This is a genomic window from Streptomyces cacaoi (assembly GCF_006539165.1).
In the GTDB taxonomy this organism is placed as follows: domain Bacteria; phylum Actinomycetota; class Actinomycetes; order Streptomycetales; family Streptomycetaceae; genus Streptomyces; species Streptomyces cacaoi.
The window spans coordinates 1-23,325 of sequence record NZ_BJMM01000036.1; the positions used below are offsets into that span (position 1 = coordinate 1).

Consider the following 23,325-nt stretch of genomic DNA (forward strand, 5'->3'; position numbering starts at 1 on the left):
GCCCACCAGCACACCGGCCAGCCGTTCCGCGCGGGCGTCCAACTCCCCGTAGCTCAGGGCGCGTTCGCCGCAGACGACCGCCACCGCGTCCGGATCGGCCGCGACCTGCGCAGCGAACCCGTCCACCACGGACAGCTCCCGCACGGCCGCGAGCGGGGCGGCGGGTCTCGTGGGGTCCGTGGCGCGGTGCGGGTCGCTGACCTCATGCATGGGCTGGCTCCTGATCGGTATGGCTCGGACGCGGCGTCGGGCCGGGCAGGCGGCCTTACCGGGGCGTTCCGGTGATGTCGGATGTGTGCGAGGGCCCGTGGGCGCGGTGGGCCGCGGGTGTGCGCGGAGCGGGTGGCGCCGGACGGCGGTGGGGCCGCACCGGGGCCCGGTCCTGTGCCGGGGCGGGGCGCGGCGGTGTCAGCGCCGGGCGAGGGCGCGGCCGCCGTACTGGAGCAGGGTGATGGGGCCGCCGGGCTCGGCGCGGACGAACCTGCCGACGACGGGGACGGCGTCGACCTCGGGGTCGCGGCTGACGAAGCGGTCGTCCTCGTGGATCTCCAGCTTCGAGTCGAAGTAGTCCTTGCGGGTGAGGAAGAGCTGTCCGCCCGGGTCGGCGACGACGACGAGGACGAGGTCTCCGTTGGCGTACTCGCCGAGGTACGGGCCGGGGTCCTGGACGCGCGGGGTGTCGGGCAGGGGCAGCGTGTGGTGCCCGATGTCGAGGCCGTCGGCGCGCAGGAGGTCCAGGAGGTCCTCCCAGAGTTTCTGGCCGGTCGTGGCGTTCGCGGTCAGGGCGAGGGCGGTGTTGCCGGCCGGGTGGAGCCGCAGCTGGCAGGAGGCGCCGCCGACGGCTCCGTCGTGGCCCAGCCAGATGTCGCCCGCCGTGTTGCGGTGTGCCATGAGGCCGAGGCCCCAGCCGTCGGCGAGCCCGTAGGGCCGTACACCGGGTACGGGGGTGCGCATCTCCTCGACGGCGTCCTCGGGCAGCAGGTCGGGGAGTTCGGGGTGGTCGTCGTCGGCGAGGGAGTCGCGGTCGTCGAGGTGGAGCCGGGCGGCGGTGACGAGCGCGGTGGCGCTGCCGGCGAGCGCGCCGGCTGCCGCGGTCGACAGGGGTATGAGGTGGTCGACGGTCTCGATGCCGTCCGGGGTGGCGTCCCGGGTGCCGTCCGTGGTGCTGCCGTGCGGGCCGTCCAGCCGTACGGCGTGGCCGTCGGTGACGGGGTGCGGGCGGGCGCCGGGCCGGGGGTCGTGCAGGAAGGCGGGCTGTGCGCCCATGGGGTGGAGCAGGCAGTTCTCCAGCGCTGTCCACCAGTCCATGCCGGAGGCCACCTCGATGACGCGTCCCATGAGGCAGTAGCCGGCGTTGGAGTAGGAGAAGGCGAGCCCGGGCGCGGAGAGGCCGGGGGTGTCGCCGCAGGCGGTGGTGTAGCGCTGGTAGGAGGCGCCGCGCATGTCGTCGCAGTCGACGTTGTCGGCGAGGCCGGCGGTGTGGCTGAGGAGTTGGCGGACGGTGGCGTCGCGCAGGTGCCGGTTGGCGGCGTTCTTCAGCTCGGGCAGCAGTCGGCCGAGCGGCTCGTCGAGGTCCAGGTCTCCGTCGGAGGCGAACTGGAGGGCGAGCATCGCGGTGTGGAACTTGGTGACGGAGCCGTAGGGGAAGGCCGAGGTGCTGGTGACGGGGCGTCCGGTGCGGACGGACTCGACGCCGGTGGCGCACTGTGTCAGTGCGCCGTCGCGGTACAGGGCGAGTTGCGCCCCGGGCACGCGGTGCTTGCGCACCAGGTGTGTGAACTCCTCGGCCAGGCGGCTCCCGTCCACGGCTTCCTCTCCCACTTTCTGTTTCTCGGCGGCACCGGGCGGCGCGCGGAGGGCGGATGTCCGCCCGCCGGTCCGTCGTCGCCGTCGCGCGGGCTCGTGGCGGCCGTCACGCCGGTCGGTCCGCGGCAGCCGGACGGGCTGCGCGTGCGCACGGGGCACCACTTCAGCCCTGTCAGGCTCTCCCAGTGGTCCACGTGTGGCAATTCGCTTCGGCGGACCCGAAAACCCGCAGGTCAGACGTGGAACGCGGGGCCGGGTATGAAATTTTCACAGTGGTTCGTGAATTCCTCATGATTCGGCCGGGGTTCGTGTGATCAACCCCTCACCGTGCGTATGCGGCAGGTATTTCCTGCATTGACACCGCGTCAATACAGCGGCCGTTCCCACGGATACTGAACGGTAGCCGCGTCTTTTTTCGGTGCATCACGCATGAACCGTCCAACTGCCGCTTGTGCAAGGGGAAGCGGAAGGGGCGGTACCGGAGGGCACTGTCGTACAATGCGGACAGAGCACGACGGTGCACCACCGTGCACCGGTTCGTGCCGAAAAACCGGGGTGGGATGACAGGCCGTAACTTCCCGGGGGCGGGCTGAATGAGACGGGGGCTCATGCTCACGAAGGCTCAGCAACAAGACCGAAGACCGGATGAAAAGGAGCGACATGAGCAGCGCATACATTTCACCTTCGAAGACATCCTGAATTTCAGGCTGCTCAAGACTCTGGGTCCTGCCACCGAGTCCGTCTTCGCTCTGCACGTCCTGCGGCACAACGCGAACGACTCGTTCGCCGGCTGGCGCAGGCACGTACGCGGCGCCCACCGGCGCCGGCTACCGCACTTCCTCAACCTGGCCGAGACGCTTGCCGTCTCGCCGGGGCTGGTCTCGCTCCGCGCGTCCGCCCCGGACACGGTCAAGGCAGAACTGAACACCGAAGGGATGATGCCCTCCCGGATCCGCCAACTGACCGTCGCACTGCGCGAGTTCCAGGAGGCCGCGATCCGGCCCTACTGGCCGCGCATCCACAGTTATCTGGAGAGCGAGCGCGAGTCCTGCGGCCGGCTGATGTTCACCGGCGGGCTCCAGCAGCTCTTCGGCGCGCTCAACCGCAAGATGCGCTGGGCTCCTCCGGTGCTGACGCTGCCGAGCGAGCAGTCGGGCGACGTCCGGCTGACCGGCTCGGGCATCACACTGGCACCCTCGCTGTTCCTGAGCGGGCCGCCGCGGTTCTTCCCCGGCGGAAAGGGGGTACCACCGATCCTGGTGTATCCCGCCCAGCCGAACTCCCTGGTCACCACCGCTCTGTGGGATGTTCCTCCCCCGGAGCAGTCGCTCGCGGCGCTGGTCGGCAGTACGCGCTCCGCCGTGCTCCAGGCCCTCACCGAGAGCCGCACCACCACCGAACTGGCCCACCACGTCGGCATCTCGGCCGGTTCGGCCAGCCAGCACGCCACCGTGCTGCGCAACACCGGGCTCATCTCGACGACACGAACCCGGACCTCGGCCATACACACCCTGACACCACTGGGTATGGCCCTGTTCAAGGGCACCTGGCTCCAACGCACCGGAGCTGCCTGACACCTGGGGCGTCCCTCGAAGGGGCGCCCCTCGCCATGTCCGCACCGACGGCTCCGCGGGCACGGGCCGCATCCACTGCGTGGACCGCCGCATCGTCCCCGTGGACCGCCTCGCCGGTCGCGTCGGCCGCCCCTGCTGTCGCGGGGGCCGCCGGATCGGTCGCGTCGGCCACATCGGCCACATCGGCCACATCGGTTCAGCCACCGCGCTCCCCCGCGCCGAAACCGTCCAGGGTGGCCCGCACACGGTCGACGATCTCGTCCCGTGGAATCCCGCGCACCACGGCTTCGGCCAGCAGCGTGCGCGCCCGCCGTTCCCAGTCGGCGACGGCCTCCTGCTCCGCCGGTCCCTGCCCCGCGTCGGGGCGTACGACGGCGCCGCTCTTGCGGTTGATCCTGATGATCCCCTCGCGTCGCAGCAGGTCGTACGCCTTGTTCACGGTGTGGAAATTGATCGCCAGATCCACGGCCAGCTGCCGCGTCGAGGGCAGCGAGGCGCCACCGTCCAGCCGGCCGTCCGCGATGGCTTCCACCACACGGTCCCGGATCTGCTGGTAGATCGGCACCTCGCTGTCGAGGTCGAGTACTAGGTGCACAGCCACACTCTATCTGATATACATCTACTAGAACAGACGCTCACGACGACCGGCACCCGCTCCGGGACGCCGGAGGAGAGGGGGAGATCGTCCATGGCGGTGGTGAAGGTGACGAAGGACCGGCTCACGGTCGAGTTCAGCGGCCGGGAGAGCATGTGGGCCCGTATGGACTCGGTGACGGTGCCGCTGGCCGCCGTACGCGAGGTGCGCTGCGTCGACCGGCCGCTGCGGGAGGCCCGCGGCGCCCGCAAGGGCTATCAGTCGGCGTTCACCAAGATTGGGGTCTGGGGCGTGTTCACCGGCCCCCGGCAGCTCGTCTCCGCGCGGCGCGGGGAGCCGGGGCTGCACATCCGGCTCGACAAGGCGGCGGCGGGCGGCGGGGCCGGCGAGTGCGGCGAGTTCGACGAGATCATCGTGTCCGTCGCCGACCCCGCCGGCCTGGCCGAGCAGATCGCGCACGGCACCGGGAAGGCGGCATGAGCACGCGGACGAGCCCGGCCACCGGGCCGGAAGAACAGCGCATCGAGGTCTCCGGGCTGACCAAGCGGTACGCCGAGGTCACGGCCGTCGAGGGGCTCAGCTTCAGCGTCGAGCCCGGTGTGGTCACCGGCTTCCTGGGCCCCAACGGCGCCGGGAAGACGACGACGATGCGGATGATCCTCGGCCTGGTGGCCCCCACCGAGGGCACCGCGACGATCGGCGGCCGGCGCTACGCCGAGCTGCGCCGGCCCTCGGAGACGGTGGGCGCCGTCCTGGACGCCTCCGCCTTCCATCCCAACCAGTCGGCACGCGGCCATCTGCGGATCTACGCCGCCATGGGCGGCTACCCCGACTCCCGCGTCGAGGAACTGCTGGAGCAGCTGGAGCTGCGCGAGGCGGCGCACCGCAGGACGCGCGAGTTCTCCACCGGTATGCGCCAGCGGCTGAGCCTGGCGACGGCCCTGCTGGGCGACCCCCGGGTGCTGCTGCTGGACGAGCCGAGCAACGGCCTCGACCCGGACGGCATCGCCTGGCTGCGGCGCTTCCTGCGCTCCTTCGCCGACGAGGGCCGCACGGTGCTCGTCTCCAGCCATGTGCTCAGCGAGGTGCAGCAGATCGTCGACGACGTGGTGGTGATCCGGCGGGGCCGGCTGGTCGCCGCCGGGCCGCTGGCCGAGCTGGAGCGCTCCACCCGGCCCGCCGTGCTGGTGCGCTCCCCCGACGCCGAGCGGTTGACGGCCGCCCTGCGCGCGGGCGCGCACGGGGCAGCGGTGAGCGTGGAGGCGGCGCGCGACGGCTGGCTGCGGGTGCGCGGGGTGGACTCCTCGCAGCTCGCGGACGAGGCCGCGGCTGCCGGGGTCCGGGTGCACGAGCTGGTCACCGAGAACGCCAGCCTGGAGGAGCTGTTCTTCCAGCTGACCTCCGACGACCCACCTCGGCCGCAGGGCCCGCAGGAGGCCGCGGGCCCGGAACCGGCCGGGACGGGCCCGGCCGCCGCACAGTCCGGGCAGCCCGGACGGGCAGAACGATCCGAGCAGTCCGAGCAGTCCGAGCAGCCCGCGCAGACGGAGGGAAGCCTGCGATGAACCATGTGATCAAGGCGGAGTTCCGCCGGCTGACGGCCACCCGGATGTGGCTGTGGGCGCTGGTGGCCGCCGTGGGCTTCGGCGGCGGCCTGGTCGGGCTGCTCACCGCGGTCGGCCCGGAGAACTTCGACCCGCCGATGCCGGCGCTGGAGTCCCAGGAGGGCGTGCGGTCGCTGCTGGGTGTCCTCGGCTTCACGGTGTTCGTCCCCGCCGCGCTCGGCACCCTCGCCGTGACCTCCGAATACCGGCACCGGACGGCGACGTTCACGTTCCTGTTCACCCCGCGCCGCTGGCAGGTGCTCGCGGGCAAGCTGGTGACGTTCACGGCCGGGGGCATGGTCTACGGGCTGGTGCTCACCGGTACGGCGGCGCTCGGCCTCTTCGGCGCCGCCGCCGCGCGCGGGGCGACGGTCGGCATGGACACCGCCGAGGTGCTGCTGCTCCTGCTGCGCCTGGCCGTGACGATGGCCGTCTACACCCTGCTGGGAGTGGGCCTGGGGGCGCTGATCCGCAACCAGATCGTGGCCCTCGCGGTGGTCGTCGGCTATCTGTACATGGGCGAGCTGATCCTGCTGATGATCCCCGGCGTGAACATCGTCTACCCGCTGCTGCCGGGCGGGGCCACGGCGTCGCTGACGAGCTTCACCTACATCGCCGACGCGCTGGCCGAGAAGATGTCCACCGATGCGGCCTCGCTGCTCTCCCCCGTCGGCGGCGGGCTGCTGCTGGCCGGGTACGCGCTGGTGGCCGCGGTGCTCGCGGTGCTGGTCCCGATGCGCAGGGACGTCAACTGAGCACGACGAAGCGGGTGCCCCGGAGTGCGGTCCGGGACACCCGCGTACGTCGGCGCTCGGCCGGCTCAGACGGCCGCGGCAGCCGCTTCGCTGTCCGAGGCGCCGGAGGTGCCGGAAGTGCCGTCGGCCTCCTTGGCGTTGGCCTCCATCTCCCGGATGAGGCTGGCGGGCCGCATGTCGGTCCAGTTCTTCTCGACGTAGTCGAGACACGCCTGGCGGCTGTCCTCACCGAAGACGACGGTCCAGCCCGCGGGAACCTCGGCGAACGTGGGCCAGAGAGAATGCTGGTTCTCGTCGTTGACCAGCACGTAGAACGAACCGTTCTCGTCGTCGAATGGGTTGTCCATGATTTGCGGGTTTCCCTTCACTCAGGGGGTGCCGGTCTCACCACCGGTCCCCGGTGCATGCTCGCGCAGCGTTTCCCTTCGCCGCAACGGTTTTGCCGAGGGCCGAACAGCCCTTACCGGAGCTTGTGTTCCGGAATTGTCCGACCCCTCATTCGCACGGAAATCAAAAGGCGCGGTCCGGTACCGACGCGCACAATTCGACGGCCGTTCCGCATCACCCCGTCACCCCGTCACCCCGTCATTGCCTTGTCATTTCACCGTCGCCCCGGCATTGCGCCGGCAGCGTTCGGGCGCCGTCCCGGACGGGGCCGGTCATCCGGCGACGGGACCGGCCGGCTGCCGATCACGTCCCCAGTAGGCGCCGAAGAGAGCGGCCTCGTCGGGCACCCGGGCCGGAACGGGCCGGGAGATGGTGGTGTGATTGAGGAAATGGCGCCAGGTCACATTTCCGGAGACGCTGGAGCCGCCCCAACTGCCCGCAGCCAGCGTGGTGGTGAACGGCACCCCGCTCTCCAGGCTGCCGGTGTTGGTCATCGTCGACTGGTTCACCACCACACGGCAGGTGCTGATCCGCTCCGCGAGCCGCAGGACACGTTCGGCGCTCGTGGTGTGCACGGCGCAGCTGTGGCCCCGGCCGCAGCGGTCGGACAGCAGCTCGACGAGGTCGACGGCCTCCTCGAAGTCGTCGTACACCGCCACGGTCAGCAGCGGCGAGAGCTTCTCGCGCAGCACCACGTCGTCCCGCCGGGGGTCGGCGCAGCGCACGACGAGCACGGAGACCTTGCCCGGCTCCGCCGTCCCGATCCCCGCCGCCTCGGCGATCTCCGCGGCCGAGCGGCCGATCAGGGAGCGGTTCAGGGTCCCGCCGTCCGGCCACAGCAGCGCCGTGAGCCGCCGGGCCTCGTCCTCGTCGCACAGGTGCGCGCCCGCGCGGGCCAGGCCCGCCTCGAACGCGGCGGCGACCGAACGGTGCACCAGGACGTTGCTCTCCGAGGAGCACGAGGTGCCGTTGTTGAAGCCGGCGCCGGCGTGGATCCTGCCGACGGCGTCCGCGAGGTCGGCGGTCTCGTCCACGACGACGGTCGGATTGCCGACTCCCGCCCCCACGGCGGGGGTTCCGCTGCGGTAGGCCCTGCGGACCGTTCCCGCGCCGCCGATGGCGACCACGAAGTCCGCGCCCGCCATGAGCTGTTCGCCCTCGGCGCGGCCGGCCACCGGCAGGCACTGCACCAGGTCCGGCGGGGCGCCCGCCTCGGCCAGTCCGGTGCGCAGCACCTCGACGGTCGCCAGGGCGCTGGCGTGTGCGCGGGGATTGGGGCTGAACACGGCCGCGTTGCGGGTCTTGAGCATCGGCAGCGCGTTGCAGATGATGCCGGGCGCCGGCGCCGTCGCGGGACTGGCGACGGCGATCACGCCGAGCGGTTTGGCGATCCTCACCAGGCCCCGCTCCGGCTGTTCGTCGACGACACCGACCGTCCGGGCGCCGTGCAGATCGTGCAGGATGCCCAGGGTGCGGCGGCGCTGGAGGGCGAACAGGTCCTCGATGTCGCCGAGTCCGGTCTCCTCGAAGCTGAGCTGCGCCAGCCGCCGGGCGGCCTCCTCGCGGTAACAGTGCCATCCGGCGGCCCGTACCGCCTCGTCCGCCTGGTCCTGGGTCCAGGCCGCCACCTCCGCCTGCGCCTTCCGCGCACGGCGCAGGGCCTCGTCCACGGCTTCGCTGCTCACGTAGTCTCCCCTGCCGCTCTCACCGAGGCGCGGGCCCGCGTCCGTGCGGGCTCACACGCGCCTGTGTCCGGGCCGACCATCGGGCAGCGCCCGGCTGGCGCGGGGCACTCCGGTTCCCGTCACGGCTGGCAAACGTAGCCAGGCACGTTCTGCCCGGGCCACCGTTTCTGCTGTCCGTAAAAGCCCGGCCCCGGACGAGGCGGGCGGGAACAGCCGCCGAGCAGCGGCATTCGGATCACGCCAAAACCACTGGCCGGTTTCCGGGCGGGCGATGTGCGGCCGGGCCTCCCGGCAGAGGCCGTCTTGGGCATGCTCCCGTCAGGCGGTACGGTGCGGTGCGTTGGCGACGACGGCACGGCGGAAGCCGGTGGGAATCCGGCACGGTCGCGCCACTGTGAACGCCGCGCGCCCCGAGGGTGTGCCGCGTGAGTCAGACCCGCGGCCGTCGTCCTGTGCACCACCGAGACCGGGACGCGCCATCCCGAGGAAGGGCCTGCCGTGACGCAGCACGTCGCTCAGCCGACCGCCACCACCCCCGTCGTTCCCACCAGGCTTCCGGTGCGGGCCATCGCCCCCTGGGCGGCCTTCGCCGGTGTCCTGATGCTGATCCTGCTGTACTTCGTGGGCGCCGAGCAGGGCGCCACCTCCGTCTTCAGCGGTACCGGCGTCCATGAATGGGTGCACGACGCCCGTCATCTGCTCGGCTTCCCCTGCCACTGAACGGGGGCCTGGCCATGAGTTCGACGCACCGGACCCCGACACCTTCCACACCCGCCCCGTCCACCCCGTCTTCTCCGTCCTCCCCGTCCTCCCCGTCCCACCCGCCCGCGGACGGGACAGCCGTACGCCGTCTCCTCGTCCGGGGCATGCTCGCCGGGCTCGGCGCCGGTGTGTTCGCCCTGCTCGTCGCCTTCTTCCTGGGCGAGCCCGGGGTCGAGGACGCCATCGCCTTCGAGGAGGCGGGCGCGCACGAGCACGGGGCCGAACTGGTCTCCCGTACCGCGCAGTCCACCGGCGGCCTCGCCACCGGTGTCCTCGCGTTCGGGGTGGCCTTCGGCGGTATCGCCGCGCTCGTCTGCTGCTTCGCGCTCGGCCGCGCCGGGCGCTTCGCACCCCGTACGACGGCGCTGCTGGTCTCCGGAGCGGCGCTGCTGTGCGTGTACCTCGTCCCGTTCCTGAAGTATCCGGCCAACCCGCCCGCGGTCGGCGACCCGGGCACCATCGGGAAGCGCACGGCGCTGTACTTCCTGATGATGCTGCTCGGCGTCGTCCTCGCCGTGGCCGCCGTCCTGTGCGGCAGGCGGCTGGTGCCCCGGCTGGGCACCTGGTACGCGACCGTCGCCGCCGGCGCGTTCTTCGTCCTCGCCGTCGGGCTCGCCTGTGCGTTCCTGCCGGCCGTCGACGAGGTGCCCGAGGGCTTCCCGGCGGATCTGCTGTGGCGGTTCCGGGTGGCGGCGCTGGCCATCCAGTTGACGTTCTGGACCGCTTTCGGGCTGCTCTTCGGAGAGGCGGCCCAGCGCCTGCTCTCCCCCGGCGCCCGCGGGGCTCCGGGTGATCCCTCGCCTGCGGTGCGGTAGGAGCCGCCGGAAGGGCCATCGGACGGCCGCCGTCCGGTGGCCCTTCTCGCGTGCGGATCGCACGCTCCCCGGATCCTCGACCCGGCGCGGCCTCCCCGTGGCCGGGGCCTCTCCTCACCGCGGTCGCGGCGGCCGGCGCCACCGCTCACCGCGCGCCCTGGGGGCCGCGGGGAGCACCGGGAGGGGCGGGAGGCGCACACTCTGAACAGGCCGGACGCACCGGGCGGTCCGGGAATCCGGGAGCCTCCGCGGGCTCCCGCCGAGAGGAGGTGGGTTGTGCCCGAGATCCGTCACGTCGCGATCCTCGACGACTACCAGGAGGTCGCACACCGATACGCCGACTGGAGCGCCCTGCCCGACGGCGCGCGCACCACGGTGTTCACCGAGCCGTTCGGCGGCGCCGACGACGTCGTGGCCGCGCTGGAGCCGTTCGACGTCGTCGTCGCCATGCGCGAACGCACCGCTTTTCCCGCCGAGGTCCTCGGCCGGCTGCCCCGGCTGCGCCTGCTGGTGACCACGGGACCGGCCAACGCGGCCATCGACGTGGCCGCGGCCCAGGAGCGCGGCATCGTGGTGTCCGGCACCCGCGGGGCGGGCCTGGCGTCGACGGCCGAGCTGACCTGGGGGCTCATCCACGCCCTGGCCCGCTCCGTCCCCGCCGAGGACAGCGGTGTGCGCGCCGGCGGCTGGCAGCACACCGTCGGCCGCGAGCTGGAAGGAGCGCGCCTCGGTGTCATCGGGCTCGGCAACGTCGGCGCCCGGGTGGCCCGGGTGGGCCTCGCCTTCGGCATGGACGTCGTCGCCTGGAGCGCCCGTCTGGACCCCGGGCACGCCCGCGACCTCGGTGTCACCCCGGTCGGCAGACGCGAACTGCTCACCACCTCCGATGTGGTGACGGTCCACCTCAAGCTCTCCGAGCGCACCACCGGGCTGCTGGGCCGCGCCGAGCTGGGCCTGATGCGGCCGGACGCGCTGCTGGTCAACACCTCGCGCGGCCCCGTCGTCGACGAAGAGGCCCTCCTCGACGCGCTGCACGCCGGGACGATCGGCGGGGCCGGGCTGGATGTGTACTCCACCGAGCCCCTCCCGGCCGATTCACCGTGGCGGAACGCGCCGCGCACGGTGCTCACCCCGCACCTGGGGTATGTCACCGCGGGGGCGTACGGCGTCTTCTACTCCGACGCGCTGGAGGACATCCGCGCGTACGCCGCCGGGGCACCGGTCCGGGTGATCACCCCGTGAGCCCGGCCGCCGTGCCCTCCCGCGCCTCCGCGGCAACCGCCCCCGTCACCGGCCGAGTTGGAAGGAACCACCCGTGACCGCACAGGCACACCACTCCCCGACGGAGCCCGACGGCAACAGCGCGAACAGCGCGAACAGCGGGAGCCGCGCGGGCCGCGCGGACGGCTCCGGCTTCCGGCTGCCCGGGCTGTGGACCCGCACCCTGGGCGAACTGACCCTGAGCTACGTCCCCGACGCGGGCGTCTCCATGATCCCGAGCCGGGTCTACCCGTCCTCCGCGCAGGAGGAATGGGACGCGTACCGCGCACATCTGACGCACGAGGGCCATCTGGCCATGGGCTGCGGCGCGTTGCTCGTGGAGCGGGCCGGCACCCGGCTGCTCATCGACGCCGGGCACGGCCGGATCTCCGGCGAGGAGGTGGCACACTTCCAGCACTCCTTCGGCCATGTGCGGGATCTCCCCCACTCGTTGACGGCCCTCGGCGTGGACCCGGCCGCTCTGGAGACGGTCGCCTTCACCCACTTCCACGCCGACCACACCGGATGGGCCAGGCCGGACGCGGTCGAGGACCCGCGCAGCCTGTTCCCGAAGGCACGCTGGATCGTCGGGGAGGGCGAGCTGGACGCCGTGCCGGACGGGGCCGGGCCCGTACTGGCCGGCCAGGACGAGCGGACGGTCGTCGTGGCCGACGGTACGCGGATCGCCGACGGGGTCCACGCCTGGTCGCTGCCCGGACACACCCCCGGGCACACGGCCTGGGTCCTCGACACCGGCGACGGCCGGCAGGTCGTGGCCTTCGGGGATGCCCTGCACTCGCCGGTGCAGATCGAGCACCCGGACTGGGAGGTGGTCCTCGACGCGGACCGCGAGGAGGCCGAACGCTCCCGGCGCCGGCTGGTCGAACACCTCGCCCGCGACGGGGTGTTCGGCTTCGGGGTGCACTTCGCCGACCAGCAGCTCGGCACCGTCGACGGGACCGGCCGCTGGCTGCCCTGGACCGACGAACCCACCCGGCGCTGACCCCGCACAGCGGCCATCGCGCACCGCACACCGCGCACCGCGCACCGCGCACCGCGCACCGCGCACCGGCCATCGCACCCGGGATGTCGCCGGAGGACCACACCGCCCGCACAGGCAGATCGCTGGTGCACCGGGAGCGCGCGCCCGCCTCGGCGTCGACCTCAACGACACGGCCGGCTCCTGGGACGCCGATGCCGAGGCGCCCTCCGGACCGCGTCACGAGCGTCATCGGTGACGGAGCCTGAGCCCGCGCGAGGCGGTCTCCCGGCTGCTGCACGGCTCCATCGCGACACGCAGCCCGACGCCTCCCGTCCGCGCGGCTGCCTGGTGGCCCTGACGGGAACCGTCCGGGCGCCCGGGGAGGACGACGCCGCGGTGCGCCGGACGGTGGCGGCGCACCGCGCGACGGACCGGAGGCGGACCAGGGAACGCGTGGTGCGCGGCGCGTGGCGCGTGGCGCGTGGCGTCGCCGCGGGCGAACTCCCCGAGGAGACCGACGTGGACGGCCGCACCCTCCTGGTCCGCGGCTTTCTGCTCGGCGTCTCCACGCAGGTGTCCGACGGCACGTCCGCGCGGGATCCGCACGCGGCGGCCGACTCCCTCCTGGCCGCCTGGGGCACGCCCGCACACAGCGACCGACCGGCAGCCGACCTCCGCCGACCGCCGCCGACCCGTGCCCGACCGCGTGGCCTACCGGGCCGGTTCCCCGCCGAGCCGCAATCGCCAGCGGCCCGGCCCGCCGACGACCTCGACGAGCGTCAGGGGCGGTACGTCCAGCCGCCAGAACGGGTCGGGACCGGTGCCGAGAACGGCGACCGCCACCGCCCGGACGATCTCCGGCTCGACGACGGCGAGCGTCCGGCCGCCCTCCGTGCCCCAGCCGTCCAGCCGCGCGGCGACGCGGGCGCACAGCGCGGAGACCGGCTCCCCGCCGTGCGGTGCCGCCCGCGGATCGGACAGCCACCGGGCGAGCGCCTCCGGTTCCGCCGCCGCCACCTCCTCCAGCGTCCGGCCGCGCCAGCGCCCCACGTCCAGCCGGGCCAACTCCCCTTCTGCCACGGCTTCCAGGCCCAGTGCGCGCGCCGTCTCCCGGCAGCGCACCGTGGGCGAGACGCACATCCGCGCGGCGACGGGCAGCGCGCCGGCCATCGCCCGCGCCCGCGCCGCGCCGCCCGGCTCCAGCGGGCCGTCGTCGTCGAACCGTGCCGCACGCAGGGACGCACTCATCGCCGGAGCCACCAAGCTGACACGGCTCGTCATACGGCTGACTCCCGCCCCTCTCCCCGAACTTCACCGAGGCCGCCACTCCCCCGACGCCGTGCTCCACCCTGACAGGTGAGGAGACGGGGGACCCGGGCGGGGCCGCGGCGGTACGGGGGCCACCCCGCCCGGCGCCCCGGCATCCCTGGCCCGGCGGCCCGACGGCCCGACAGCCAGCACGCCCGGCGGCCCGGCAGCCCAGCGCCCCGCCCACCCGGCACCCCGGAGACCCGACACCCCGTCGACGCGGTGGCCCGGCGGCCCCACGGCCCCGGCACCCGGTGGCCCAGCAGCCCGACGGCCCGGCACCCCGGAGACCCGACACCCCGTCGGCGCGGTGGCCCGGCAGCCCCACGGCCCCGGCATCCGGTGGCCCAGCAGCCCGACGGCCCGACATCCCGGAGACCCGGCGGCGCGGCGGCGCGGCACTCCGGCGGCCCGGCGGCGCGGCACCCCGGCGGCCCGGTGGCCCGACGGCCCGGCACCCCGGAGACCCGGCAGCCCCACGGCCCGAAAGGCACAGCGCCCCAGCGACTCAGCGTGCCCCGTACACCGGCTGCGGTGTCCCCGCCTCGGCGAGCAGGCCGAGCGCGGCCTCGCCCGCCTCGGTCGGGGTCCAGCGGGCCTCCTTGCGGGCCGTGGGGCCGGGGCGCCAGCCTTCCATCACGGTGATGCGTCCGGCCTCGGCCTCGAAGACGCGGCCCGTCACCCCGGCGCAGGAGGCGGAGGAGAGCCAGACGACGAGCGGGGAGACGTTCTCCGGCGCCATCGCGTCGAAGCCGCCGTCCTCGGGGGCGGCCATCGTCTCGGCGAAGGTCTCTTCCGTCATCCGGGTGCGGGCGGCGGGGGCGATGGCGTTGATCTGGACGCCGTAGCGGCCGAGTTCGGCCGCAGCGACCAGGGTCAGGCCCAGGATCCCGGCCTTGGCGGCCGAGTAGCCGGCCTGCCCGACGCTGCCCGACAGCCCCGCGCCGGAGCTGGTGTTGACCACCCGCGCCACGGGCTCGCGGCCGGCCTTGGCCTCGGCACGCCAGTGCGCGGCGGCGTGCCGCAGCGGCAGGAAGTGGCCGCGGAGGTGGACGCGGACGACGGCGTCCCAGTCGTCCTCGGTGAGGTTGACGAGCATGCGGTCGCGCAGGAATCCGGCGTTGTTGACGAGCGTGTCCAGCCGTCCGAAGGTGTCCAGCGCCGTGGCGACCAGGGAGGCCGCGCCCTCGGCCGAGGCGATGTCGCCGCCGTGTGCGACGGCTTCGCCGCCGCGTGCGCGGATCTCCTCGACGACCTGCTGGGCGGGGCCCGTCGAGCCGCCGTCGCCGTCCGGTCCGACGCCGAGGTCGTTGACGACGACCCGGGCGCCCTCGGCGGCGAGGGCGAGCGCGTGCGCCCGGCCGAGTCCGCGGCCCGCTCCGGTGACGACGGCGACGCGTCCGGTGCACAGTCCGGTCATGAGTGGTCTCCCCTTCGTGAGGTGCGTGAAGTGTCCGCGCCCGCGGGCTCGTCGGGGGCGCCGTCCCGTCCGTGGGGGCGCGCGGCGGGCGGTGGCGCGTCGGACGGGTTGTTGACGGTGGCGGCGTCGAGGAAGGCGGGGCGTTCGCCGCCGCCGTGCACGTACAGGCTCGCGCCGCTGATGTAGGCGGCCCGTGCGGAGGCGAGGAAGACGCAGGCGTCGCCGATCTCCTCGGGTTCGGCGAGCCGGCCGAGCGGCACCGTGCGGCCGACGGCGGCCACCCCGTCCTCGTCGCCGTAGTGCAGGTGCGACAGTTCGGTGCGCACCATGCCCAGGACCAGGGTGTTGACCCGGATCCGGGGTGCCCACTCGACGGCCATGGTCCGGGCGAGGTTCTCCAGGCCGGCCTTGGCGGCGCCGTAGGCGGCGGTGCCCGGTGAGGGCCGGGTGCCGCTGACGCTGCCGACCATCACGACGGCCCCGCCCGACTTCTGGTGCCGCATCACCTCGTAGGCGGCGAGCGAGGCCGTCAGCGGTGCGAGGAGGTTGAGTTCGACCACCCGCGCGTGCCGGGCGGCGCCGCCCTCGGCCAGCTGCCGGAAGGGCGTGCCCCCGGCGTTGTTCACCAGGACGTCCAGCCGCCCGTGTTCCCTGCGGATGCGCGCGAAGAGCGCGTGGACCGCCTCCGTGTCCCGCAGGTCGACGGGCAGGAAGCGCGCGGTGCGGCCGGCCGCTTCGAGTGGCTCCTCCGGGGGCCGCCGGGCGCAGGCCACCACCTGCGCACCGGCGTGCAGCAGGGCGCGGGTGATGCCCGCGCCGACGCCCCGGGTGCCGCCGGTGACGACGGCGACGTTCCCCGACAGATCAGTGCTCGCTGCCACGTCCACCTCCCGCAGCGGGCCGTCCGCTGCTACCGTGCCTAACAAACGTTTGGTGGAAAGGTAGCTGATCTGCTCATGGGTGTCTCCACCTCTGTCCCGGAAAAAGGCGTCGCCGTCGTCACGGTGGACTCACCACCGGTGAACGCCCTCACCGTGCGGGACTGGTACGACCTGGCCACCGCCGTCCGCACCGCCGGCGCCCGGAGCGAGGTGCGGTGCGTGGTGCTCACCGCGGCCGGGCGCGGCTTCAACGCGGGCGTCGACATCAAGGAGATGCAGCGCACGGCCGGGCACGAGGCGCTGATCGGCGCCAACCGCGGCTGCTTCGAGGCGTTCGCGGCCGTCTACGAGTGCGAGGTGCCGGTGGTCGCCGCCGTGCACGGCTTCTGCCTGGGCGGCGGCATCGGGCTGGTGGGCAACGCGGACGCGATCGTCGCCGCCGAGGACGCCACCTTCGGGCTGCCCGAGCTGGACCGGGGCGCGCTCGGCGCGGCCACCCACCTCGCCCGGCTGGTGCCGCAGCACCTGATGCGCACCCTCTACTACACCTCGCGCACCGTGACCGCGGCGGAACTGCACCGGCACGGCTCCGTGTGGCAGGTGGTCCCCCGCGAGCAACTCACCCAGGCAGCACTGGAGTTGGCCCGGGAGATCGCCGCCAAGGACGGCCGTCTGCTGCGTCTGGCCAAGGCGGCGCTCAACGGCATCGACCCGGTGGACGTCCGCCGCAGCTACCGCTACGAGCAGGGCTTCACCTTCGAGGCGAACCTGGCCGGCATCGCGGACCGGCACCGGGACGCCTTCCTGTCCGGCAGCACAGCGACCGAGGAGCAGCGTTGAACGACACCGAGAACGGCACCGGGGCCCACGCCGGGGCGGACAAGGTGATGTCCGCGCGGGACGTCGTCGCCCGGCTGGAGAGCGGGATGACGCTCGGCATCGGGGGCTGGGGCTCGCGGCGCAAACCGATGGCGCTGGTACGGGAGTTGCTGCGCTCGGACGTCACGGATCTGACCGTCGTCTCGTACGGCGGCCCGGACGTCGGGCTGCTGGCCGCCGCCGGGCGGATACGCAAGCTGGTGACCGCGTTCGCCACGCTCGACTCCATTCCGCTGGAGCCCCACTTCCGTGCGGCGCGGCAGCGCGGCGCGCTGGAGCTGACCGAGCTGGACGAGGCGATGTTCATGTGGGGGCTGACTGCCGCCGCGCACCGGCTGCCGTTCATGCCGATCCGTGCGGGGCTCGCCTCGGACGTGATGCGGGTCAACCCCGGGCTGCGCACGGTCACTTCGCCCTACGAGGACGGGGAGGAACTGGTCGCGGTGCCGGCGCTGCGGCTGGACGCCGCGCTCGTCCACGTCAACCGCGCCGACCGCCGGGGCAACGGCCGCTATCTGGGCCCCGACCCGTACTTCGACGACCTGTTCTGCGAGGCGGCGGACGCCGCGTACGTCTCCTGCGAGCAGCTCGTGGACGGCGCGGAGCTGCTGGACGGCGGGGCGCCGCAGACGCTGCTGGTCTCCCGGGCGTTCGTGGACGGCGTCGTCGAGGCCCCGCGGGGTGCGCACTTCACCTCCTGTGTGCCGGACTACGACCGCGACGAGGTCTTCCAGCGCGCCTACGCGAAGGCGGCGGCCGACCCCGAGGCATGGCGGGAGTTCACCGAACGGTTCCTGTCCGGCGACGAGGACGCGTATCAGGCCGCCGTCGCGGCCTTCCACGAGGAGGAAGCATGAGCAGCACGGGCACGGCGGCGGCCACGCGCGCCGAGTACTGCGTGGTGGCCTGCGCCGAGGCATGGCGGGGCGCCGGCGAGGTGCTGGCCAGCCCCATGGGCACCGTCCCCACGATCGGGGCGCGGCTGGCCCGGCTGACCTTCTCCCCCGATCTGCTGCTGACGGACGGCGAGGCGCTGCTCCTCGGCGATGTGCCGGCCGTCGGCGCCGCGGGCCGGGTGGTGGAGGGCTGGCTGCCCTACCGCAAGCATCTGGCGATGGTGGCCGGCGGGCGGCGGCACGTGATGATGGGCGCCAGCCAGCTCGACCGGCACGGCAACCAGAACATCTCCTGCATCGGCGACTGGGCCCGGCCCGACCGGCAGCTCCTCGGGGTGCGCGGCGCACCGGTCAACACGCTGAACAATCCGACCAGTTACTGGGTGCCGCGGCACTCGAAGCGGGTGTTCGTCGAGCGGGTCGACATGGTCTCCGGTGTGGGCTACGACCGGGCCGCCGAGGCCGCACCGTCCGCGCGCCGCTTCCACCGGATCCCCGAAGTGGTCAGCGATCTGGGGGTGTTCGACTTCGAGACGCCGGCGCGTACCATGCGGCTGCGGTCGCTGCACCCCGGCGTCCTCCTGGCGGAGGTGCGCGAGGCCACCGGGTTCGAGCTGGCCGTCCCCGACGAGGTGCCGCGCACCCGGGAGCCCTCGGCCGAGGAGCTGCGGCTCATCCGCGAGGTCATCGACCCGAAGGGGCTGCGGGAGCGCGAGGTGCCCGCGTGAGCGGCGCCGTGGTGCCGACGGCGCTCACCGCGCTGACCGGGGTGCGCCATCCGATCGTGCAGACCGGCATGGGCTGGGTGGCCGGGCCGCGGCTGGTCTCGGCCGTCGCCGAGGCCGGTGCGCTGGGCGTCCTGGCGTCCGCGACGATGACGACGGAGCGGCTGCGCGCGGCCGTGCGCGAGGTGAGGTCCCGTACGGACGCGCCGTTCGGCGTCAATCTGCGGGCGGACGCCGGGGACGCGGCGGAGCGGGTGCGGATCATCATCGAGGAGGGCGTCCGGGTGGCCTCGTTCGCGCTGGCGCCCTCCCGGGAGCTGATCGCGCGGCTGAAGGACGCCGGGGTGGTCGTCATCCCGTCCATCGGGGCGCGGCGGCACGCGGAGAAGGTCGCGGCCTGGGGCGCGGACGCGGTGGTGGTGCAGGGCGGCGAGGGCGGCGGGCACACCGGCAGCGTCGCCACGACGGTGCTGCTGCCGCAGGTCGTGGACGCCGTGGACATCCCGGTGATCGCGGCGGGCGGTTTCCACGACGGGCGGGGCCTGGTGGCCGCACTGGCCTACGGCGCCGCCGGGATCGCCATGGGGACGCGTTTCCTGCTCACGTCGGACAGCACGGTGCCGGACGCGGTCAAGGCCCGCTATCTGGCGGCGGAGGTCAAGGACGTCACCGTGACGACGGCCGTGGACGGGCTGCCGCACCGGATGCTGCGCACCGAGCTGGTCGACGCGCTGGACCGCTCGGGCCGGGCCGCCGCGCTGGCGCGGGCGCTGCGGCACGCCGCCGCGTTCAAGAAGGACTCCGGGATGTCGTGGCCGCAGCTGGTGCGGGACGGCGCCCGGATGCGGCACGGCAAGGAGCTGAGCTGGAGCCAGGTGCTGCTGGCCGCCAACACCCCGATGATGCTGAAGGCGTCGATGGTGGACGGCCGTACCGACCGGGGTGTGATGGCCTCGGGCCAGGTCGCCGGGGTGATCGACGATCTCCCCTCGTGCGCCGAGCTGGTGGAGCGGGTGATGACGCGGGCGCAGGAGGTCCTGCGGGGGCTGCCGGGGCCGGTGGCGCAGGGGGCGGACGGCTGAACCCGCCCGCGCTGTGCGGGAGTTGGGCCCCGGTCCGGTGTCGCCGGGCCGGGGCCCTCGCGGGTCAGAGCCGTTCGAGGATGGTGACGTTGGCCTGGCCGCCGCCCTCGCACATGGTCTGGAGGCCGAACCGGCCGCCGGTGCGCTCCAGTTCGTGCAGCAGGGTGGTCATGAGCCGGGTGCCGGTCGCGCCGAGGGGGTGGCCGAGCGCGATGGCGCCGCCGTTGACGTTGACCTTGGCGGGGTCGGCGCCGGTCTCCTTCAGCCAGGCGAGGACGACGGAGGCGAACGCCTCGTTGATCTCGACCAGGTCGATGTCGTCCAGCGTCATCCCGGCCTTCTTCAGCGCGTACGCGGTGGCCGGGATGGGCGCGGTCAGCATCCGGATCGGGTCCTCGCCGCGCACCGACAGATGGTGGACGCGGGCCCGCGGCGTCAACCCGTGCTCCTGGACGGCGCGTTCGGAGGCGAGCAGCATCGCCGAGGCGCCGTCGGAGACCTGCGAGGAGACGGCGGCGGTGAGCCGGCCGCCGTCGACCACCGGCTTCAGCTCCGCCATCTTCTCCAGCGAGGTGTCCCGGCGGGGCCCCTCGTCGGCGGTCACCTCGCCGTACGGCGCCAGCTCGCGGTCGAACCGGCCCTCGTCGGCGGCGCGCACGGCCCGCTGGTGGGAGCGCAGCGCGAACTCCTCCATGTCCTGCCTGGTGATGCCCCACTGGTGGGCGATGAGTTCGGCGCCGTGGAACTGGTTGACGGGGCGGTCGCCGTAGCGGGCGCGCCAGCCCTCCGAGCCGGCGTAGGGCCCCTCGGTCAGCCCGAGGGGCTCGGCGGCCTTCCGGCTGGCGAAGGCGATCGGGATCATCGACATGTTCTGCGTCCCGCCGGCGACGACCAGGTCGCTGGTGCCGGACAGCACCGCCTGGGCCGCGAAGTGCGCGGCCTGCTGGGAGGATCCGCACTGGCGGTCCACCGTGACGCCGGGCACCTCCTCCGGCAGCCCGGCGGCCAGCCAGCTGGTGCGGGCGATGTCCCCGGCCTGCGGGCCGACGGTGTCCAGGCAGCCGAACACCACGTCCTCGACGGCGGCCGGGTCGGCGCCCGAGCGCTCCATCAGGGCTTTCAGTACGTGCGCGCCCAGGTCGGCGGGGTGCACGGCGGACAGGCCGCCGCCCCGCTTGCCGACGGGGGTACGCACGGCTTCGACGATGTAGACCTCGGCCATAGCTTGCTGCTCCTCGGCTGGGTTGCGGGATGGGATCGGTGCGTGCGCGGAGGCCCGGCAGGCCCCGTCGGTGCGGACACGGCTCACTCGCGGACGGCGATGCCCTCCAGCACCATCGACAGGTACTGGCGGGCGATCTCCTCGGGGCTGTGCCGTCCACCCGGCCGGTACCAGGAGGCGGCGACCCACACGGTGTCGCGCACGAAGCGGTAGGTGAGCCGTACGTCGAGATCGGCGCGGAAGGCCCCGGTGGCCACTCCGCGCTCCAGGGTGGTCAGCCACGCCGTCTCGAACCGCGACCGGGAGTCGTCGAGATACCCGAACCGGGGCTGGACGGCGAGGTACTTGGACTCCTTCTGGTAGATCGCGACGGCGGCGCGGTGCCGGTCGATCTCCCGGAAGGATTCGGTGACGAGGGCCTCAAGGGTGGCCCGGGGCCCGAGCCCGGCGGCGAGCACGGCCTCGTAGCGGGCCCACAGTTCGCCCAGGAACGTGGCGAGGATCTCGTCCAGCATCGACTCCTTGGAGTCGAAGTGGTAGTAGAGGCTGCCGGCGAGCAGCCCCGCCGCGTCGGCGATCTCGCGGACCGTGGTGGCGTTGTAGCCCTGCTCGGCGAACACCTCGGCCGCCGTGGCCAGAAGTTCCGCCCGGCGCGCGGGAGTCTGCCTCATACCGCGCCTCCCGCTGCCGTGGCACCCCCGCCCGCCGCCGGCCGGCCGCCCCCGCTCATGGGTGCTGGCTGCTGACGGAGACGACCTCGCCGGTCATGTACGAGGAGTAGCCGCTGGCCAGGAAGACGATGACGTTCGCGACCTCCCAGGGCTCCGCGTACCGGCCGAACGCCTCGCGTTCGGTGAGTTCGGCGAGCAGTTCGGGGGTGGTGACTTTAGCCAGGTGCGGATGCATGGCGAGGCTGGGCGCGACGGCGTTGACCCGCACCCCGTACTCGGCGGCCTCCACACCGGCGCACCGGGTCAGCGCCATCACCCCGGCCTTGGCGGCGGCGTAGTGCGCCTGGCCGCGCTGGGCGCGCCAGCCGACCACGGAGGCGTTGTTGACGACGACGCCTCCCCGGCCGGCCGCCTTCATCCGGCGCAGCGCGGCCCGGGTGCCGCGGAAGGTGCCGCCCAGGGTGACGTCCAGCACCCGGTCCCACTGGGCGTCGGTCATGTCGACCAGGTCGGCGGTGCCGCCGAGGCCGGCGTTGTTGACGACGACGTCGAGCCCGCCGTGCAGCTCCTCCGCCCGGTCGAACAGGGCCGTCAGCTGGGCCTCGTCGGTCACGTCGCAGGGCCGGGCTGCGACCCGGTCGGTGCCGAACTCCTCGGCGAGCCGCTCCTCGGACTCCGTGAGCCTGCGGGTGTGCGTGTCGGACAGCAGCACCCGGGCGCCCTCCTCCAGCAGGCGCCGCGCGGTGGCGCCGCCGATACCGGCGCCGGCCGCCGCCGTGACGACGGCGGTGCGGCCGGTGAGCAGCCCGTGGCCCGGGGGATACGGCGGCGGTGTGCTGGTCATGCGCGGGTCTCCTTGGGCAGGCCGAGCACCCGCTCGGCGATGATGTTGCGCTGGATCTCGTTCGAGCCGGCGTAGAGGGTGTCGGAGCGGGAGAAGAGGTAGAGCCGCTGCCAGGCGTCGAGTTCGTAGGGGGCTCCGGCGGTGAGCATGCCGTCGGCGCCGCACACCTCCATGGCGAGTTCGCCGAGTTCGCGGTGCCAGGTGGCCCAGAAGATCTTCCCGATGGACGCCTCGGGCCCCGGCGCGCCGGCCGCGACGCCGTCGAGCATGCGCAGCGCGTTGAACCGGATGGTCTCCAGGCCGGTCCAGGCCCGGGCGAGCCGGTCGCGCAGCAGCGGGTCCCGGGCGGCGCCGTTCGTCCTGGCCAGCTCGATGAGGGACTCCAACTCGCGGCGGAACCCGACCTGTTGGCCGAGCGTGGACACGCCGCGTTCGAAGCCCAGGGTGGCCATGGCGATCCGCCAGCCCTCGCCGGGCGCCCCGACGGTGTGCGCGAGAGGGGTGCGTGCGTCGGTGAAGAAGACCTCGTTGAACTCGTGGGTGCCGGTGAGCTGGGTGATGGGGCGGATCTCCACGCCGGGCTGGTCGAGCGGGACCAGCAGATAGGACAGGCCCCGGTGCCGGGTGGAGCCGGGTTCGGTGCGGGCGAGGACGAAGCACCAGTCGGACTCGTGGGCGAGCGAGGTCCAGATCTTCTGGCCGTTCACCACCCAGTCGTCGCCGTCCCGTTCGGCGCGGGTGCGTACGTTGGCGAGGTCGGAGCCGGCGTCGGGTTCGGAGTAGCCCTGGCACCAGAGTTCGTCGACGGCGACGATGCGCGGCAGGAACCGCTCGCGCTGCGCGGGGGTGCCGTGGGCGATGAGGGTGGGGCCGAGGAGCTGCTCGCCGAGGTGGTTGACGCGGGCGGGGCCGTCGGCGAGCGCGTACTCCTCGTGGAAGGCGACCTGCTCCTCCAGGCTCGCTCCGCGGCCGCCGTGTTCCTTCGGCCAGCCGACGCAGGTCCAGCCCGCGGCGGCCATGTGCCGTTCCCAGGCGAGGCGTTCGGCGAACGCCTCGTGCTCCCGGCCGGGGCCGCCGCGGCCGCGCAGGTCCGCGAACGGTCCGGTGAGTTGGGTCCGCAGCCAGTCGCGGATCTCGGTGCGGAACTCCTCGACGCTGCTCATGGGCGGCTC

At 73.6% G+C, this 23,325-nt stretch carries 24 protein-coding genes; 12 read left to right on the forward strand and 12 right to left on the reverse strand.

Features of this window, described 5'->3' with window-relative positions; genetic code table 11:
* On the reverse strand, positions 1 to 210 hold a 210-nt coding region (locus SCA03_RS26055; RefSeq protein WP_141275695.1), incomplete at its 3' end, for an AMP-binding protein.
* Between the two features lie 198 nt (positions 211 to 408).
* Positions 409 to 1,821 (reverse strand): serine hydrolase domain-containing protein, encoded by a 1,413-nt coding sequence (locus SCA03_RS26060; protein ID WP_051857202.1) that lies wholly within the window; start codon positions 1,819 to 1,821, stop codon positions 409 to 411.
* A 593-nt stretch (positions 1,822 to 2,414) separates the two neighbouring features.
* Between SCA03_RS26060 and SCA03_RS26065 the strand changes: the two genes are divergently transcribed.
* Positions 2,415 to 3,380, forward strand: a complete 966-nt coding sequence (locus SCA03_RS26065) for an ArsR/SmtB family transcription factor (RefSeq protein WP_051846196.1) — start codon at positions 2,415 to 2,417, stop codon at positions 3,378 to 3,380.
* 196 nt (positions 3,381 to 3,576) lie between these two features.
* On the opposite strand, the gene SCA03_RS26070 is transcribed toward SCA03_RS26065, so the two are convergent.
* Complete coding sequence (locus SCA03_RS26070; RefSeq protein WP_030888653.1) at positions 3,577 to 3,975, reverse strand: GntR family transcriptional regulator; 399 nt, start codon at positions 3,973 to 3,975, stop codon at positions 3,577 to 3,579.
* 93 nt (positions 3,976 to 4,068) lie between these two features.
* Between SCA03_RS26070 and SCA03_RS26075 the strand changes: the two genes are divergently transcribed.
* From SCA03_RS26075 to SCA03_RS26085, 3 genes are read left to right on the forward strand one after another with little or no spacing between them, the layout of a single operon-like run.
* Complete coding sequence (locus SCA03_RS26075; RefSeq protein ID WP_086817878.1) at positions 4,069 to 4,455, forward strand: hypothetical protein; 387 nt, start codon at positions 4,069 to 4,071, stop codon at positions 4,453 to 4,455.
* Positions 4,452 to 5,540, forward strand: coding sequence for an ATP-binding cassette domain-containing protein (locus tag SCA03_RS26080; protein ID WP_086817879.1), 1,089 nt, complete (start codon positions 4,452 to 4,454; stop codon positions 5,538 to 5,540). Before SCA03_RS26075 ends, SCA03_RS26080 begins: the two co-directional genes overlap by 4 nt.
* The gene (locus tag SCA03_RS26085; RefSeq protein ID WP_030888645.1) at positions 5,537 to 6,334 is read left to right on the forward strand and encodes an ABC transporter permease; all 798 of its coding nucleotides are present in this window, start codon (positions 5,537 to 5,539) and stop codon (positions 6,332 to 6,334) included. The genes SCA03_RS26080 and SCA03_RS26085 overlap by 4 nt, the downstream gene beginning before the upstream one ends.
* A 65-nt stretch (positions 6,335 to 6,399) precedes the next feature.
* Here SCA03_RS26085 and SCA03_RS26090 read toward each other — a convergent pair whose 3' ends face one another.
* Both SCA03_RS26090 and SCA03_RS26095 read right to left on the reverse strand, forming a co-directional pair.
* Positions 6,400 to 6,681 (reverse strand): MbtH family protein, encoded by a 282-nt coding sequence (locus SCA03_RS26090; protein ID WP_037850193.1) that lies wholly within the window; start codon positions 6,679 to 6,681, stop codon positions 6,400 to 6,402.
* Positions 6,682 to 6,993: 312 nt separating this feature from the next.
* Positions 6,994 to 8,406, reverse strand: coding sequence for an aldehyde dehydrogenase family protein (locus SCA03_RS26095; protein WP_037867330.1), 1,413 nt, complete (start codon positions 8,404 to 8,406; stop codon positions 6,994 to 6,996).
* Positions 8,407 to 8,904: 498 nt separating this feature from the next.
* Between SCA03_RS26095 and SCA03_RS26100 the strand changes: the two genes are divergently transcribed.
* The 4 genes from SCA03_RS26100 (at position 8,905) to SCA03_RS26115 (ending at position 12,246) form a co-directional block, all read left to right on the forward strand.
* On the forward strand, positions 8,905 to 9,126 hold the full coding sequence (locus SCA03_RS26100; RefSeq protein ID WP_030888638.1) for a CbtB domain-containing protein: 222 nt from the start codon (positions 8,905 to 8,907) through the stop codon (positions 9,124 to 9,126).
* Positions 9,127 to 9,140: 14 nt separating this feature from the next.
* Positions 9,141 to 9,983, forward strand: coding sequence for a CbtA family protein (locus SCA03_RS26105; protein WP_078874128.1), 843 nt, complete (start codon positions 9,141 to 9,143; stop codon positions 9,981 to 9,983).
* 276 nt (positions 9,984 to 10,259) lie between these two features.
* Positions 10,260 to 11,225 carry a D-2-hydroxyacid dehydrogenase family protein gene (locus SCA03_RS26110; RefSeq protein WP_230988920.1) on the forward strand — a complete coding sequence of 322 codons (966 nt, stop codon included), beginning with the start codon at positions 10,260 to 10,262 and terminating at the stop codon, positions 11,223 to 11,225.
* A 73-nt stretch (positions 11,226 to 11,298) separates the two neighbouring features.
* A complete protein-coding gene (locus tag SCA03_RS26115; protein WP_086814990.1) occupies positions 11,299 to 12,246 on the forward strand; it encodes an MBL fold metallo-hydrolase in 948 nt (315 codons plus the stop codon).
* 690 nt (positions 12,247 to 12,936) lie between these two features.
* On the opposite strand, the gene SCA03_RS26120 is transcribed toward SCA03_RS26115, so the two are convergent.
* The 3 genes from SCA03_RS26120 to SCA03_RS26130 form a co-directional block, all read right to left on the reverse strand.
* Positions 12,937 to 13,506, reverse strand: a complete 570-nt coding sequence (locus tag SCA03_RS26120; RefSeq protein ID WP_030888624.1) for a histidine phosphatase family protein — start codon at positions 13,504 to 13,506, stop codon at positions 12,937 to 12,939.
* A 535-nt stretch (positions 13,507 to 14,041) separates the two neighbouring features.
* A complete protein-coding gene (locus tag SCA03_RS26125; protein ID WP_030888621.1) occupies positions 14,042 to 14,953 on the reverse strand; it encodes an SDR family oxidoreductase in 912 nt (303 codons plus the stop codon).
* Positions 14,950 to 15,834 (reverse strand): SDR family oxidoreductase, encoded by an 885-nt coding sequence (locus SCA03_RS26130; protein ID WP_086815013.1) that lies wholly within the window; start codon positions 15,832 to 15,834, stop codon positions 14,950 to 14,952. Before SCA03_RS26130 ends, SCA03_RS26125 begins: the two co-directional genes overlap by 4 nt.
* A 75-nt stretch (positions 15,835 to 15,909) precedes the next feature.
* Here SCA03_RS26130 and SCA03_RS26135 point away from each other — a divergent pair, with 75 nt between their 5' ends.
* From SCA03_RS26135 to SCA03_RS26150, 4 genes are read left to right on the forward strand one after another with little or no spacing between them, the layout of a single operon-like run.
* Positions 15,910 to 16,674: an enoyl-CoA hydratase family protein gene (locus SCA03_RS26135; protein ID WP_086815010.1), complete on the forward strand. Its 765-nt coding sequence runs from the start codon at positions 15,910 to 15,912 to the stop codon at positions 16,672 to 16,674.
* Positions 16,675 to 16,721: 47 nt separating this feature from the next.
* Complete coding sequence (locus tag SCA03_RS26140; RefSeq protein WP_086815012.1) at positions 16,722 to 17,570, forward strand: CoA transferase subunit A; 849 nt, start codon at positions 16,722 to 16,724, stop codon at positions 17,568 to 17,570.
* Positions 17,567 to 18,337, forward strand: coding sequence for a CoA-transferase subunit beta (locus tag SCA03_RS26145; protein ID WP_030887725.1), 771 nt, complete (start codon positions 17,567 to 17,569; stop codon positions 18,335 to 18,337). Before SCA03_RS26140 ends, SCA03_RS26145 begins: the two co-directional genes overlap by 4 nt.
* Before the next feature lie 11 nt (positions 18,338 to 18,348).
* Complete coding sequence (locus SCA03_RS26150) at positions 18,349 to 19,416, forward strand: NAD(P)H-dependent flavin oxidoreductase (RefSeq protein WP_086815011.1); 1,068 nt, start codon at positions 18,349 to 18,351, stop codon at positions 19,414 to 19,416.
* Positions 19,417 to 19,480: 64 nt separating this feature from the next.
* On the opposite strand, the gene SCA03_RS26155 is transcribed toward SCA03_RS26150, so the two are convergent.
* The 4 genes from SCA03_RS26155 to SCA03_RS26170 all read right to left on the reverse strand — a co-directional run bounded on the left by SCA03_RS26155 (position 19,481) and on the right by SCA03_RS26170 (position 23,316).
* On the reverse strand, positions 19,481 to 20,638 hold the full coding sequence (locus SCA03_RS26155; RefSeq protein WP_086815009.1) for an acetyl-CoA C-acetyltransferase: 1,158 nt from the start codon (positions 20,636 to 20,638) through the stop codon (positions 19,481 to 19,483).
* Positions 20,639 to 20,721: 83 nt separating this feature from the next.
* A complete protein-coding gene (locus tag SCA03_RS26160) occupies positions 20,722 to 21,309 on the reverse strand; it encodes a TetR/AcrR family transcriptional regulator (RefSeq protein ID WP_030887717.1) in 588 nt (195 codons plus the stop codon).
* Positions 21,310 to 21,364: 55 nt separating this feature from the next.
* The gene (locus tag SCA03_RS26165) at positions 21,365 to 22,153 is read right to left on the reverse strand and encodes an SDR family oxidoreductase (protein ID WP_086815008.1); all 789 of its coding nucleotides are present in this window, start codon (positions 22,151 to 22,153) and stop codon (positions 21,365 to 21,367) included.
* Positions 22,150 to 23,316: an acyl-CoA dehydrogenase family protein gene (locus SCA03_RS26170; protein WP_030887711.1), complete on the reverse strand. Its 1,167-nt coding sequence runs from the start codon at positions 23,314 to 23,316 to the stop codon at positions 22,150 to 22,152. The genes SCA03_RS26165 and SCA03_RS26170 overlap by 4 nt, the downstream gene beginning before the upstream one ends.
* Between the last annotated feature and the right edge of the window lie 9 nt (positions 23,317 to 23,325).